The sequence below is a fragment of the Paenibacillus alba genome, from assembly GCF_013204855.1.
Classification (GTDB): domain Bacteria; phylum Bacillota; class Bacilli; order Paenibacillales; family NBRC-103111; genus Paenibacillus_E; species Paenibacillus_E alba.
The window spans coordinates 99,935-114,356 of sequence record NZ_JABMKZ010000004.1 but is presented as its reverse complement, the minus strand read 5'-3'; the positions used below and the strand labels follow the sequence as shown (position 1 = coordinate 114,356).

The 14,422-nt window shown below is 45.5% G+C and carries 15 protein-coding genes and 3 pseudogenes; 16 read left to right on the top strand and 2 right to left on the bottom strand.

All coding sequences use genetic code 11. The features are described 5' to 3' along the window. Positions 1-16: 16 nt before the first annotated feature. The 4 genes and pseudogenes from HQN90_RS38585 (at position 17) to HQN90_RS07495 (ending at position 3,698) form a co-directional block, all read left to right on the top strand. Complete coding sequence (locus HQN90_RS38585) at positions 17-1,246, top strand: family 16 glycosylhydrolase (RefSeq protein WP_246362135.1); 1,230 nt, start codon at positions 17-19, stop codon at positions 1,244-1,246. Between the two features lie 34 nt (positions 1,247-1,280). After that, positions 1,281-1,473, top strand: a pseudogene (locus HQN90_RS07505) (VOC family protein); the annotation flags it as partial. Between the two features lie 278 nt (positions 1,474-1,751). Beyond that, positions 1,752-2,354 (top strand): histidine phosphatase family protein, encoded by a 603-nt coding sequence (locus HQN90_RS07500; RefSeq protein WP_173217168.1) that lies wholly within the window; start codon positions 1,752-1,754, stop codon positions 2,352-2,354. Positions 2,355-2,762: 408 nt separating this feature from the next. Continuing rightward, complete coding sequence (locus HQN90_RS07495; protein ID WP_246362134.1) at positions 2,763-3,698, top strand: SDR family oxidoreductase; 936 nt, start codon at positions 2,763-2,765, stop codon at positions 3,696-3,698. A 278-nt stretch (positions 3,699-3,976) separates the two neighbouring features. Here HQN90_RS07495 and HQN90_RS07490 read toward each other — a convergent pair whose 3' ends face one another. Beyond that, the gene (locus tag HQN90_RS07490; protein ID WP_216855243.1) at positions 3,977-4,225 is read right to left on the bottom strand and encodes a hypothetical protein; all 249 of its coding nucleotides are present in this window, start codon (positions 4,223-4,225) and stop codon (positions 3,977-3,979) included. 236 nt (positions 4,226-4,461) lie between these two features. Here HQN90_RS07490 and HQN90_RS39270 point away from each other — a divergent pair. The 3 genes and pseudogenes from HQN90_RS39270 to HQN90_RS39870 form a co-directional block, all read left to right on the top strand. Further along, positions 4,462-4,566: pseudogene (locus tag HQN90_RS39270) on the top strand (PadR family transcriptional regulator); the annotation flags it as partial. Beyond that, entirely contained in the window at positions 4,555-4,881 is a 327-nt protein-coding gene (locus tag HQN90_RS07485) for a virulence activator alpha C-terminal domain-containing protein (protein WP_275942537.1), read from the top strand. The pseudogene HQN90_RS39270 and the gene HQN90_RS07485, both read left to right, overlap by 12 nt. 192 nt (positions 4,882-5,073) lie before the next feature. Further along, positions 5,074-5,448: a nucleoside-triphosphatase gene (locus HQN90_RS39870; RefSeq protein WP_420851033.1), complete on the top strand. Its 375-nt coding sequence runs from the start codon at positions 5,074-5,076 to the stop codon at positions 5,446-5,448. A 26-nt stretch (positions 5,449-5,474) separates the two neighbouring features. Here HQN90_RS39870 and HQN90_RS07475 read toward each other — a convergent pair whose 3' ends face one another. Continuing rightward, positions 5,475-6,023, bottom strand: coding sequence for a TetR/AcrR family transcriptional regulator (locus HQN90_RS07475; protein WP_173217165.1), 549 nt, complete (start codon positions 6,021-6,023; stop codon positions 5,475-5,477). Positions 6,024-6,247: 224 nt separating this feature from the next. Here HQN90_RS07475 and HQN90_RS07470 point away from each other — a divergent pair, with 224 nt between their 5' ends. The 9 genes and pseudogenes from HQN90_RS07470 to HQN90_RS07430 all read left to right on the top strand — a co-directional run bounded on the left by HQN90_RS07470 (position 6,248) and on the right by HQN90_RS07430 (position 14,402). Further along, the gene (locus HQN90_RS07470) at positions 6,248-7,231 is read left to right on the top strand and encodes an aldo/keto reductase (RefSeq protein WP_173217164.1); all 984 of its coding nucleotides are present in this window, start codon (positions 6,248-6,250) and stop codon (positions 7,229-7,231) included. 161 nt (positions 7,232-7,392) lie between these two features. After that, on the top strand, positions 7,393-9,036 hold the full coding sequence (locus HQN90_RS07465) for a family 14 glycosylhydrolase (RefSeq protein WP_173217425.1): 1,644 nt from the start codon (positions 7,393-7,395) through the stop codon (positions 9,034-9,036). 307 nt (positions 9,037-9,343) lie between these two features. Continuing rightward, positions 9,344-9,475: pseudogene (locus tag HQN90_RS07460) on the top strand (TetR/AcrR family transcriptional regulator); the annotation flags it as partial. An 81-nt stretch (positions 9,476-9,556) separates the two neighbouring features. Further along, positions 9,557-9,898 (top strand): YojF family protein, encoded by a 342-nt coding sequence (locus HQN90_RS07455; protein ID WP_173217163.1) that lies wholly within the window; start codon positions 9,557-9,559, stop codon positions 9,896-9,898. Positions 9,899-9,921: 23 nt separating this feature from the next. Next, positions 9,922-10,578 (top strand): bacillithiol biosynthesis deacetylase BshB2, encoded by a 657-nt coding sequence (gene bshB2 / locus HQN90_RS07450; protein WP_173217162.1) that lies wholly within the window; start codon positions 9,922-9,924, stop codon positions 10,576-10,578. A gap of 173 nt (positions 10,579-10,751) precedes the next feature. Beyond that, on the top strand, positions 10,752-12,197 hold the full coding sequence (locus HQN90_RS07445) for an MFS transporter (protein WP_173217161.1): 1,446 nt from the start codon (positions 10,752-10,754) through the stop codon (positions 12,195-12,197). 366 nt (positions 12,198-12,563) lie between these two features. Beyond that, positions 12,564-13,487, top strand: coding sequence for a hypothetical protein (locus tag HQN90_RS07440; protein ID WP_173217160.1), 924 nt, complete (start codon positions 12,564-12,566; stop codon positions 13,485-13,487). 24 nt (positions 13,488-13,511) lie between these two features. Then, positions 13,512-14,132 (top strand): NAD(P)/FAD-dependent oxidoreductase, encoded by a 621-nt coding sequence (locus tag HQN90_RS07435; protein WP_173217159.1) that lies wholly within the window; start codon positions 13,512-13,514, stop codon positions 14,130-14,132. 15 nt (positions 14,133-14,147) lie between these two features. Then, positions 14,148-14,402 (top strand): glutaredoxin family protein, encoded by a 255-nt coding sequence (locus HQN90_RS07430; RefSeq protein ID WP_173217158.1) that lies wholly within the window; start codon positions 14,148-14,150, stop codon positions 14,400-14,402. Positions 14,403-14,422: the final 20 nt, after the last annotated feature.

Below are 14,422 nucleotides of genomic sequence, written 5' to 3'. Positions count from 1 at the left end.
TTGGAGGTATTCAACTATGAAAAAACATTTTTCGTCTACACTCTTACTGTTACTAGGTTTGAGCCTGCTTCCCGCTTATTCCGCTTTATCTGCTCCTACCGACAACTGGCAGCTGGTCTGGTCCGACGAATTCAACGGAACGAATGGCTCGGCCCCAGATTCCACAAAGTGGAGTCTCATCGACCAAGGCGGTGGATTCGGCAATAGCGAGCTTGAATACTATACCAGCCGAAGAGACAATTCGTACCAGGAAAACGGATCGCTTGTCATCGCAGCGAAAAAGGAGAATTATAGTGGACAATCGTACACGTCCGCAAAATTAATTTCCAAGAATAAAGGTGATTGGAAATATGGGCGTTTTGAGATTCGCGCCAAACTTCCTCAAGGAAGGGGCATGTGGCCGGCGATTTGGATGCTTTCGACGGATGCCGTTTACGGCGGCTGGCCGAAGAGCGGCGAGATCGATATGATGGAAAATCGCGGAGACCAGATGGACAAAGTGTCCGGTACCATCCACTATGGAAACGATTGGCCGAACAATACGTATTCCGGAGCAAGTTACTTACTGCCCAGCGGCCAATCTTTTGCGGATGCGTATCACACCTTTGCAGTTGAGTGGGAGGAAGGCGCGATCCGATGGTATGTAGACGATGTGCTCTATTCAACGAAAACAAATTGGTTTACGCCTTCCGCTCCCTATCCGGCACCGTTCGATCAAAAATTTTATTTGATGCTCAATCTCGCAATTGGCGGACCCAATACACCGTTTACAGGTAAAACAAGCCCAGATGACTCCGCTTTACCGCAAAAATTTTATATTGATTACGTACGTGCGTATACAAAAGCCGCCAGCAGCACGGCACTGGACCGCACCGGCTGGACAGCAACTACCTCGCCAGTGAACAGTACCCCTGCCAACATGCTGGATGGCAACACAAACTCCCGCTGGACAACAGGCACGGACATGGTCCCAGGACAATATTTTATCGTCGACATGAACGCGTCGAAAACCTTCAACAAGCTCACCATAGACTGCACTGGCAACAATAATGACTATGCCCGGGGATACCAGGTGTTTGTCTCCAGCGACGGTACCAATTGGGGAAGTGCGATTGCGAGCGGCACAGGCACAGCTCCGCTAATTACTGTCAACTTCGCGTCAAAGACTGCCCGATACATCAAAGTTGTGCAAACCGGTACGGGCACCAATTGGTGGTCCGTGAGAGAATTTAACGTCTACAATTGAAAAGGTCTGAAGGGCACGCTCAGTATGGGACAGGGGAAAAGCTGGAGGTGGTAGAGTTTTTCTGTTTTTAAACACGGATGATTTTTGGGAGAGATTATAATGAAATGGTCTTAAGAGGAATTGAATTTGTGAGAGAACCAAAAGAACAATCGTATGGAATCGTTGCAGTATTTAAAGATTTATATGGTAACCTATGGGATTTGTTAGAGCTGAAAGAAGATATATAGGGTTGTGAAAAGTTGTTAGTAGACAATTAAAATAGTAATTAGGCGTTCATTCTACTGGGTGAACGCTTTTTTTAGCAAGTGAGGTAATTATGGAAGATGAAAATACTCTTTTGTTAGGCGGCTTTGTAGTGAGATAGCCTCCCCGGTGATTAAACTAATACGGAATGCGCAGGATAGTTTGATTTTTTGTCTTTCTAAAAACTTGAGATTATTGTAACATTTAATTAGATATATGTCTAATTAGATAATTGTAAAATTTCGTGAGAGGAGTGGTGAAAGTGAGTACAGATGTTTACCTTGTTAGACATGCTATCAAAGAAAAAGATGTTGGTGATGTCGCCATTACAGCTGCTGGATTAGAGCAATCACATATGACAGCAAAGCATTTTAAAAGAGTACCCATATCTAGAATATTCAGCATTCCACTTAACAGAGCAAAACAGACGGCTCAGATTATTGGAAATGTTGCAAGATTACCGATCATAGAGGATATTCGCTTACGTGAGCGTGCTAATTGGGGAGACTTACCAGGACAAACCTTTCAAGAATTTGTTGAAATGTGGAATCGGTGCACAAAGGAAAGAGACTTTTCGCCTCCCAGCGGAGATTCCGCAAGAAGGGCAGGTGAGCGATTATCTTCATGCCTATTAGAAATATCAGTTCAATATCCAAAGGAAAGTACTGTTATCGTGACTCACGGTGGATTGATTACAGACTTTTTGTTAAATGAATTTTCTCAAGAAGAGCTGAATAATAAACACCCGAATTTTATTATTGAACAAAGTAATTTGGTTCCAGAGTGCTCTATAACTAAAATAAGATTTGGTGCTAAGGGCTTAAAATTAGTGGATTTTGCTAGCATTGCCCACTTACATTGTTAAATACGAGCAATGCAGGATAGCGAGAAAACTACCGGATAAATTTTATAATATGGACAAAACATATATTGTTAAGGAATGCGAGCTAGTATGTATTTAGAAGTAGCAATAAACTCCCTTGGTATGATTTTGGGGGGGAAGGTAGGAAGAGCGACCCCGCTACGTTGGCAACATGAAGGCGCACGGAAATAGAGGGGGAGGTTGCAACTTCTATTGAAAACACCCGGGCCTGCTGTGGAACAGCAGAACAGTCGCGGGACGTATCGACTGTGCAATTCCGAAGTCCAAACTATGGTAGAAAGTGCAGACTGTGTCATCGTTCGCGTGACTATGAGCAGATAACCACCTTTGTCAATAAACATACTTCATACTCCTCATGAATAGATTGAGAAGGGGCTCGGATCGAGCATCTTGAACAATCATTCGGAGGTGAAAACCTTGCAATGCTCTTATCCAGTCTATCCCTTCCTTGGTTATCAAACCAAATTAGTACAGGAACCGATCGCATTTCCGCCGCAGCATCAGGATCAAGTCCCTGGACTGGAGTATCTTATGGTGCCGCGTCCTATTTTCGATTACCCGGGGTATGTTGGCAGCTGCAAGCTGAAAGGGAAGGTTGCAATCATTACCGGGGGGGATAGCGGATTCGGACGTGCAATAGCAGCTGCTTATGCTAAAGAAGGAGCCGACTTGGCTATTGTATATTTAAATGAACATATCGATGCGGAGGAAACCAAAAGGTATGTTGAGCAATTCGGAACTCGTTGTCTGCTTCTGGCCCGAGATCTTCGCGATCCAGCCAGTTCGCCGGATATCGTAGCTGCAACGCTCAATCATTTTCATAGACTGGACATCGTAGTCAATAACGCTGCCGTGCAACCGTTTACGGGGAGTATTATGGACATTTCCAATGAACAACTCGAAAATACGTTTCGAACCAATATATTCCCATTGTTTTATTTGACTAAAGCGGCTCTGCCTTATTTGGATAAAGGCAGTTCCATAATCAGTACAACCTCAAGAGTCGCCTACGAAGGAGATAAGAATGTCATTGATTACTCCGCAACTAAAGGTGCTATAGTAAGTTTTACTCGCAGTATGGCACTGTCTTTGGCGGAAAAATGGATCCGGGTAAATGCGGTCGCTCCGGGTCCGTCATGGACGCCGCTTAATGTGAGTACATACTCCAAGGAACATGTAGCTACTCTAGGCACTGACAGCCCGATTGGGCGTGCGGCACAACCATTCGAGATAGCACCAGCCTTCGTTTACCTGGCAGCAAATGAATCCATGTACGTTACAGGTCAAGTTGTTCATGTTAATGGAGGTTTGATCCGCTACTCTTGAAGTCATTCGAAGAAACCTCGAATAGATTAAGGTCCGTTTACTGGAGCAATTCCAAGAAAACCAATAAAAGCAAAGAAGGAAATGCCGCGATCGGGAGGCATTTCCTTCTTTTTTTCATTTGTATAATCATTTCATTATCCTTGTACTCGAGTGTGCCCGGCAGGCCCAAACACTTATCACTAGTCTGGCGTATTTCGAAAGGATGACGTTCATGCTCCTTCAATAGACCCATGAAAGCTTAACCTCCGGGCTATGATAGTTCAGGCTTATTCGTTCCTTCAGCCTGTAGAATCAAAACCCCCGTGAACCATTAAAGTAGGCCGCTGCAAGTCATCCACACGGTAAAAATACCCTGGCAAATAAGTTCCTTCATAAGCAATTTCCACTTGTTCCACTAACGTATCCATCAATTGAATCGCTTGGCGGAATGTATTCCGGCTTTTCCCCCAAGTTTCCAGTATGCGTGGATCGGTCGGATTGCCGTGCAGGAAAAATTCTGCGGTGCGGTAGTAGTTAGAGGCCCGCATATAGAACTCTCTAGCATTGATCCGATGGCCTTGCTCCAAGCTGTCGATAGCCAGAGCATGGATTCGTTCAGCAGTTTTATACCATTCGGTGTACCAGCTTTCAAATTTACCTTTTTCAATCCGTATTACTAAGTTTATTGGCGCGTGAGCCGCTAAGCGGGTACGATATGAAACAGCAGATGAAGGGCAGGATCAACTTTTTCTACAAAATTAGCAATAACTAGCTCTATCCCGCACTTTCTAAGTTAGAAACAGAAGGTCTGGTGCAACTTCAATCGTATGAACGGGAATCGTACCGACCTGCAAAGAAAGTATATAAGATAACGGACATGGGGATCGAACGCCTGAAGGAATGGGTTATAAAGCCGAGTGAGCCGGGGAACTGGGATGAATTTCTCCTCATGCAGTACAACTCGTGGCTGGTGGATCCAGAAGTTTTGATACGGATTATGGAAGATAGAAAGCAAGAGCATGATCAGCGTATTAAGGAGTATAGGGTCAAAGTTGCAGCATTACGTGAGCAGAATGAGCGCTTAACCAGCGAGAATCCGTTATTTTCGTCAGTTGCGCTTATTGAGATGGGGATTTTATTTGAGAGCAGCTGTAGGGAGTGGTGCGATAAAATGATTGATTGTCTGAAGAAAAATGAGATCTAACTGGGAAGCAACAAGTCGTGAGTATTAATTGAACGTCAAAAATTTAACCGTTATAACGTGTAAACTGAGCCGTATCACTATTATATCCTTTGTACAAAACGGTAAGTGCTTGTATTAAGCGCTTGCCGTTTTCTTACGTTGCAGGATAATCTATCCATATAACGAATATTTTCTTGTTGAAATAAAGGGAGAGTGAAGAAGTTGGAACCATGTTTTTTGTTAACCGGGAAACCCCGGGTAGGAAAATCAACATCGATAAAGCGTATTATTCAACAAATTGGTCCTGAATATTTTGGTGGCTTTTACACGGAAGAAATACGCAACTCTACAAATCGTACTGGATTTAATTGCATCACACTTCATGGTGAAACTGTATGCATGGCAAGTGTTTATAGTGAAAGTTCAGTTCGAGTAGGGAGATACGGGGTTGACATCGTTGCTTTTGAAAATATTGCTTTAAATGCACTAACCTTATCGTTATCAGTATCTACGACGAATTTCAGGGTCAGCGGAAGCTGCTGGCTTCACAAGAAGCGGAATGGTTTATCACAACGGACTAATGCATGAAGAAAGCGGAGGCCATTAGGCCTTCGCTAAAGGCTTCTCCCTAGCAGGGTCCCAACTTGTGCAGCCATTACTCGAGGCGGATAGGGCATTCCGTTTCTGATCCACCATTCAATTATACCTACATAAGCAGTACCGGCATATTGCAGCATTACTTCATCAATTAAATCCATATTTCTTCCGCTTTCTCTATCAATCTCACCTTTGAAACCTTCAATAAAAGAAGCAAGAAGCCGAGTTCTAAAAGCTGACGGCACTCCTGTACTTGCCAACATGGTTGAAAAAAATAAATAATTTTTCTCGAAATATTCAAAATATGGTACAAGAGCCTCATTCCAATCCATCTCACAAGCCCATTGGTCCATCTCTCCTAATTCACCCAGGTGTGTTTCTATGAGTTTATCCAATAAATCAAATTTGTCTTGAAAATGAAGATAAATTGTTCCACGATTTAGGTTTGCCCGGTCTGCAATATCTTGAATGGTTATATCATTGAAATTTTTTTCAGTCATCAGTTCAATAACAGCTTTTTTCAAAGCTTCCTGCGTTTTAAGAATTCTCCGATCCACTTTAGCCATTGTTTACCCACCAAACCTTCTAAGATACTTAACATTTTGATTCTTTATGTTGATATATCAACAAATCACGCTTCTTTAACCATTGAATTTACGTGTCCTAATTATATAATAATAAACACTAGTTGATTAATCAATTCTGGTTGTTTAATCATTATTTTATTTATCACCAATAGGTTGAGTTCAATATTTCATTTTACAAATACGGATTAAAGAAAGGAAAGGTTATGAAGAAAAGAATATTGGGAAACAACGGCTTGGAGACTTCGTTGCTTGGATTTGGATGTATGGGGCTAAACTATCATCGGGGTCCGGCAAAAGACCGTAATGAAATGATTCGGGTCGTGCACTCCGCTATTGATGCTGGCATTACCATGTATGATACAGCAGAAGTTTATGGGCCTTACACAAATGAAGAGCTTGTTGGTGAGGCGCTTGCAGGTCACCGAAGTATGGTACAGATTGCGACAAAAGGCGGCTTTAAGATCTCTGGTTCAACAAATGAGCTTGACAGCCGGCCAGAGTCCATAATCCGCTCAGTTGAAGGATCTTTAAACAGATTGCGAACGGATTATATCGATTTATACTATATCCATCGTGTAGACCCCAAGGTTCCAATTGAAGAAGTTGCGTTGACTATGCAACAGCTAAAAAAAGATGGGAAAATCCTCCACTGGGGATTATCAGAGGCAAGTGCTGAAACCATCCGCCGTGCGCACTGCGTTGAACCACTAACGGCGGTGGAAAGTGAGTATTCGATTTGGTGGCGAGAAGTAGAGAGAAACATTATTCCTGTACTCGAGGAATTAAGGATTGGCTTAGTTGCCTATAGCCCTCTGGGACGTGGATTTCTCACTGGGAAAATAGACAAAAATACATCCTTCACCGAGAATGACAACCGAGGGGAACTTCCTCGATTTACCAAGGATGCAATGGAAGCAAATCAGGTAATCATTGATTTTTTGAATAAACTGGCTAAGCGGAGAAATGTAACCCCTGCACAAATAGCACTTGCATGGATTCTTTCCCAGAAGTCCTTTGTTGTTCCTATTCCTGGGACAACAAACGTCAGCAGAATTTCCGAAAATGTTGCATCATCTCATATCGTCTTTACTGAGCAAGAGATGCTGGAGATTAATGAAGAAATCATCAAGATTCAAATTGTTGGTGACCGTTATCCAGAAGCTGAACAGAAGAGGACCAGCAAATAAGTAATTCCGAGTTCTGCCATTGTAAAAGCACATTAACAGACAATAAACTCCACCAGACGGAACAATATTTTCCATCGCCATCCGTTGTGGAAATTTTTATAATCAGATAGATAGCGCTTACAAAATTGATATGCAGAGGAGGCAATATCTTGTTTCAAACCATGAGATCATTAGTTAAACGAATTCGTATGTATGCAGCCGCTTCGCTTGCTGTTATTCTTGCAGTTTCCATCGGTTTTCCCGCACCTGAGGCCGAAGCATCCAGCATTCGCAGTGATTACAAGGCTTATGCGATGGCTCCACTGACCAAAATAACGGATTGGAATGCATTCCGCAACCAGTTGATCACGCTGAAGAATAACAATATTTATGCGCTTACCACAGACGTATGGTGGGGGGACGTTGAGCAGGCTGGAGACAATGTATTTAACTGGACTTATTACAAAACGTATGCCGATACGGTGCGTGCTGCTGGGCTGAAGTGGATTCCAATTATCTCCACGCATCAATGCGGAGGCAATGTCGGTGACGACTGCAATATCAAGCTTCCAACCTGGCTCTGGAGCAAAGGCACTCAGGATCAGATGACAATGCGCAGTGAAACTGGCTACTACAATAACGAAACCTTGTCTCCTTGGTGGACAGGCACATCGACGCAATACGATGAGCTGTATGCATCATTTGCTACAAACTTTAGTGGCTACAAGGATATAATTACCAAAATATATCTTTCCGGAGGCCCGGCGGGTGAGCTTCGCTTCCCATCCTATAATACGGCTGATGGCTGGGGCTACCCAGGGCGCGGCAAGCTTCAGGCGTATACCGATGTAGCGAAGCAAAGCTTCCAGAGCGCAATGAACGTCAAATACGGAAGCATATCTGCCCTGAACAGCGCTTGGGGGACGAGCCTGACTGCCTTTACTCAAGTCAACCCGCCGAGCGATGGTGATAACTTTTTCATCAATGGCGTAAATTCCACGTATGGCAAGGACTTCATGACATGGTATCAGAGCGTATTGGAGAAGCATCTGAATACGATTGCTGCTAAAGCGCACAGCCGTTTCGATTCCGTCTTCGGCGTTCCGATCGGTGCGAAGGTAGCCGGGATTCATTGGCAGATGAACAGCCCAACTATGCCGCATGCTGCTGAATTCGGCGCAGGCTACTACAATTACAGCACGCTGCTGGACGAGTTCAAGAGATCCAATCTGGATCTGACTTTCACCTGCTTGGAAATGACGGACAGCCAAGCTTATACAAGTCCTTATTACTCCGCTCCTAAATCGTTAGTCATTCAAGTAGCGAATCTGGCGAACCAGAAGGGCATTCGCATCAATGGCGAGAACGCACTGCCGATCAGCGACGGAAGCGGTTATCAAAATACGGCCGAAATGCTGTTCAACTACAATTTCGGAGGCTTCACACTGCTTCGGATGTCCAGCCTCGTCAATGGGGACGGCACGAAGACCGCATTGATGGATGCATACCGGGATGCGATTGCAATGACTCCGATTCCGGTTACGTTCATCGTGAAGAACGCGCCAACCGTTTCGGGGGACAGCGTATATGTAGCGGGAAGCCGCTGGGAAATGGGTAACTGGACGACAGGTCTTTATCCCCTCAAGCTGACATACAACAGCTCCACGGCTGACTGGCGAGGCACGGCCAACATTGGAGCTTCCCGCAATTATGAATTCAAAGCCATCATCAAGGATAGCGCAGGCACATTCAAAAGTTGGGAGCCCGGTGCCAACAATACGTGGGCGACACCAACAGCAGGAACGAGCTATACGATAACGTGGTGATTTCCTGAATAGCTTACTCGTGCTGTTCTCCACCGCTTTACACAAACAAAAAGGCTAGAGGATGAAAGATAAATCCTTTAGCCTTTTTCATTTCTTTTTATTAAATAATTTAAAAAATGTACCATCTTGGAAGATTGCTAGTACAGTAGGAGGTATCAACCTTAATAGATAGGTGCCCTGGGGTTAATGGAAGAATGGGCTGCAATTTCTATATAAAGTGCGGTAACGAAGGATTTGATCCGTACTTCTAAATGATGTATATTAATTTTACATTGACATTACAGCAGGTCTAAAAAAAGGAGAAGCCATGTCACCACGTACCAAAGAACAGAATGATGCGATCCGGGAGATGCGGATGGACCAAATTATGCAAGCGGCTGCGGAAGTATATTTGGAGAAGGGCATTCAATTGGAAATACGCGATGTTGCGGTCAAGGCATGTCCAGATATGTTAAAATGATGTCATATGGGACAAGCCTATTGGAAGTCCGATAGAATGAAAGCGATTGGAGGGAAGTACATGCAGCCCATCGACAAAACGAAAGTCCAACAATGTATCGATATCCTTAACGATCGGGATTTATATATCCATCTCGAGATGACGACGGGTGCTTACGCCGCGCATCTGGATCGTACGAAACATCCGGCCGCAACGTTTATTTCGAACGCTGTCATTCGGTATTCCCACGGCTCTATTTCTGGGAATGGACCTTATCGCGTCGGCTTGAAAACGGAGCAAGGCTGGGTTTATTCCGAGGGGCTTACCCACTATGAGTCGGAATCCGAAAGGCTCATCCTTGCGGGTCACGATACGGCGGGAAAACTCGTCGTGTCGTTGCAATTGAGCCAGGAACCGTTCTAATGCAAAGGGGGAATTGAACAAATATGGAACGACACATCCTAGTAGTGCTTCCGCATCCGGACGACGAAGCGTTCGGCGTGTCAGGGACGCTTGCCATGCATCTCGGCCAAGGATCCGAAGTTACTTACGCTTGTTTGACTTTAGGAGAAATGGGCCGCAACATGGGCATACCGCCTTTCGCCAACCGGGTCACTTTACCCGTCATACGCAAGCAGGAACTGGAAGCTTCTTGCAGTGCCATCGGCATCCAGGATCTCAGAATGCTCGGATTTCATGATAAAATGATCGAATTCGAGGATAAAGCGCAGTTGGATGGAAGCATCGAAGCGCTCATAAAAGAGCTGAATCCTTCGTTGGTCATTACTTTCCACCCAACGCTAAGCGTTCATCCCGATCACGACGCATGCGGGGCGGCGGTAATCCGAACGATCGGCAGAATGCCTGCCGACCGAAGGCCGACCGTGCATTGCATGGCATTCGCCAACAATCATGAACAAGAGATCGGCAAGCCTGATATCATTAATGACGTTAAAGGTTTCTTGAAACAGAAGATGGCGTCTATTCAAGCCCATAAATCCCAGTTCCAAGCCGCCGAATTGTTAGGCAACAAGAAATTGTCGGATCTGGAAATCCAGGCGCGTTTCGGAACGGAACGATTCTGGACGTATCGATTCGCATAAACATATGATTGTCGGGTGACAAGAACATTATCTCACTAAAGACCGCGTAGATCGCGGTTTTTTTGCGTTATGGGAAAATCTCCCTTGACAATATAGGGTAGGGGGGTATACTATAATTACGTCGACGAAAGCAAATATTCATAATCGGTTACATAAGGAGGAGGAAGAAAATTATGAAAAATCAAGCACAGACTTTACCGCAAGCAGATCCCAAGCGCTGGTTGGCACTAGCCTTACTATGTCTTGCCAATTTTATGGTGATTATGGACACATCGATTATCGGCGTTGCACTGCCAGCCATCAAAGAAGCACTCGGCTATACGCAGGCAAGTTTGCAGTGGGTGTTCAACGCGTACGTTATTTTCTTTGGCGGGTTATTGTTACTCGGTGGTCGTTTGTCCGATCTTTTTGGTCAGCGGCGCATATTCATGTGGGGATTCTCCATTCTAACGTTAGCTTCCTTGCTGGCAGGACTCGCTTGGAACGAGGAAGCACTTAATGTTGGCCGCGCAGTGCAAGGATTCGGGTCCGCATTAATAGCCCCATCCGCATTAACGATTGTCATGATGCTCTTCGGTGGCAACCCCAAAGAATTAGGGAAAGCATTAGGCTTCTGGGGCGCATCAGCTGCTGCCGGCGGTTCGGCCGGCGTGTTTCTCGGTGGGGTCATTACCGAGTGGCTAAGCTGGCAGTGGACTTTTCTCATTAACATACCCGTTGGTATTATTGCGTTGCTCTTGTCTCCTGGACTTTTGGCCAAGGGAATGCGAAGAAAAGGCAGTATTGATGTGATTGGCTCCATCTTCGTCACAGCGGCCTTGGTGTTGGTGGTATATGGCATTGTTACTGCAGAACACAATGGATGGGGAGCGCCGTCCACGTTGTGGACGCTTATTTTAGGAGTCGTATTATTTATCCTGTTCCTGATTGTTCAGGCAACTAAGAAAGAGCCGCTTGTTCCACTGAAGATTTTTAAAGCGCCCAATCTGGCTGCAGGCAATATCGCGCTCATTATGCTCGCCGGTGGTTGGATTCCGCTGTGGTATTTCCTCAATCTCTATATGCAGCAGGTGCTAAAGTTTTCTGCTTTCGCCGGCGGAGTCGGCTTACTGCCGATGACGATCCTAATTGCAATCTTCATGATTTTGATTACCGGCAAATTAATCGGAAAATTCGGGATAAAAGCAAACCTGGTCATTGGATTGATTGCACTCGGAGGTTCGATGCTTCTGTTCGCTGGCAATACGCCGGTTGATGGAAACTTCATCGCCAACGTGCTTCCAGCTTCCTTGCTTGGCGCGCTTGGCATGTCGCTTGCCTATATTCCGGCTACAATGTCCGCCATGTCGGGGGCTAAACCCGAAGAAGCAGGGCTTGCATCGGGTCTCGCCAATACGAGCTATCAGATTGGGTCAGCTATCAGTTTGGCTATCATGGTTGCGATTGCGGGTTCAACAACTGCTTCCCAAACCGGAGTTGACCCGGTCGCCGCGCTGAACGAGGGCTTTCAACAAGCGTTTTTGTGGTCCGGTATCGTCGCTTTGGTAGGTGCAGTTCTAGCGTTTCTGTTTATCCGTTCACCTCAGCAGGGGGAAGCAAGCAACACGGCAGCCATGTAATGCATGAATTGGGCTCTAGGGCCAAATCATCGTAGTTGACTGGAACTCATTGAATTAAGCAACTTACATTTTATTTATAAAGGGGTGAGGGGTATGTTATACAACGATTAATAAACTGATGAGATAAAGGTCGGACCGCTTTCATGCAGCAGTGATGCTGTTTTTAAATTATCATATTTATAGGGTACGTGGGTATCCTATAAATGTTGATCTAATATACGGTGGGTGGGTATAAGATCAAGGAAATCGTTGAAAAAAACCATAGCCGCAAAACGATGAGCAAAATCCGGCAGAATTTGTTCTGGGCGCTCGGATACAACACGCTCGGCATTCTCCAACTTATAATGAAACGGAGTTGTACGAACCATGAATAAGAAAATTTTCCTCGTCGCTGCAGCGGTGCTTGCTTTTAGCATAATGGCCGCATGCGGCAAAGCGGAGGACAAGAAGCCCGCAAGCGGAAATAATCATGCCAGTCATCCAGCCAGCAGCGGTCAAGAAAACGCCGAGAAGCTTACAGGAAATGAGAAAACGGAGGTGGAAAACATGGAGCACGGAGACGGCCACAGCGGTCATGGCGCGGAAGCCGCACCTGCCACGAAAGACCTTAACGTATCGTTCGCCTTCCCCGCAGGCGCTGCCAAGGCAAATGAAAATACGGAATTTACCATCCGAGTTACGGATAAGAACGGGAAACCGGTCGATAAGTATGAGCTCAATCATGAGAAATTGCTTCATCTCATCATCGTCAATCACGATTTGTCGTTCTTTAACCACATTCATCCTGAGTTTAAAGGGGACGGCACCTTTACGGTGAACACTTCGTTCCCGGCTGGCGGTGACTACAAGTTATTTGCAGACTTTATCCCGACTGGCGGCGCCAATACAACGCTCAGCGAGTGGGTAAAGGTAGAAGGTAAGGAAGGCAAGCATGTCGCGATTGCTGTTGACACGAAGTTAGTGAAAGAAGTTGACGGCAAGGAAATCGAACTGATCATGAGCACCGCCAAACCGAAAGAAGACGTGACCTTGACCTTCAACATTCGCGATGCGAAGACGAAGAAGGGGATCGATAGCCTACAGCCTTATTTGGGTGCGGTCGGTCATGTCGTGATTCTTTCTGAAGATGCGAATCAGTATCTTCATGTCCATCCAATCGATGAGAAGGCGACCGGACCGGATGCAAAATTCGCGACTTCTTTTTCGCAAAGCGGAACGTACAAAATCTGGGGACAATTTCAACAGGGCGGCAAAGTGTTCACTGTACCGTTCGTCGTCAATGTAAAATAACGAAAGCACAAAGGGAGAATGATCATGGGAGAAAAGACAAAACTGGCGGTATCGCCAGCCATTCAAGTCGGGGGAAGCCTGTTCACGCCGGAGCAGCTTGCCAAGATTGGTACTGTGGCAGGTTCAGACGCCAAAATTGAAATGACCTCCTTCAAGCAGCTTTACCTCGAAGTGTCTCTTGATGAGAGCGCATCCGTCCAGGAAGAACTGGAGCAAGCCGATCTGGAAGTATATCCGACCGGGTTTGCGACCAAGAGTCTGATAGCCTGCAACTTCTGCAAAGGCGCGGAAGAAGCCGGTCTGGAGACGGCGCGTATCTTGAATCGAGCGATTGCCGGCATCAAGACACCCATGCCATTGAAGGTTGGTTACGCAGGCTGCGCGCTGGGCACGAGTGAACCATTGCTGAAAGATATCGGCGTCGTTAAAATGCGAGACACGTTCGATATTTACGTTGGAGGAGAGCCCAAAGGAATCAAGGCTGCGATAGGTCGGCTGCTGATCTCCGGCATAACGGAAGAACGGCTTGTACCTGTCGTATCCATGCTAATCGATTTCTACAAAGAACACTCAAAAGAGAAAGAGAAATTCAGCAAATTCGTGGATCGAATCTCGATGGAGCAATTGAAACAAATCATCGCTTAAAGGAGGAGAACATCCATGTCAGATATCAATCAGACAGTACCAATCCAGATTTACACGATTCCGACCTGCAGTGACTGCCATTTTGCCAAGCGCTACTTCAATGAGCAACAGATACCTTTTATCGAATACAACTGCGAAGAAGATATGAAATATGCGAAAGAGGTGCTGGAGCTGACCGGAAAGCAGATCGTACCGACCATTGTCATTCAAGACAAGGTGTTCGTTGGTTTCGCTGAAAACTTGAACGAGATAAGCGAGCTCCTGCCATAAACGTATGACCCGGTCAATTG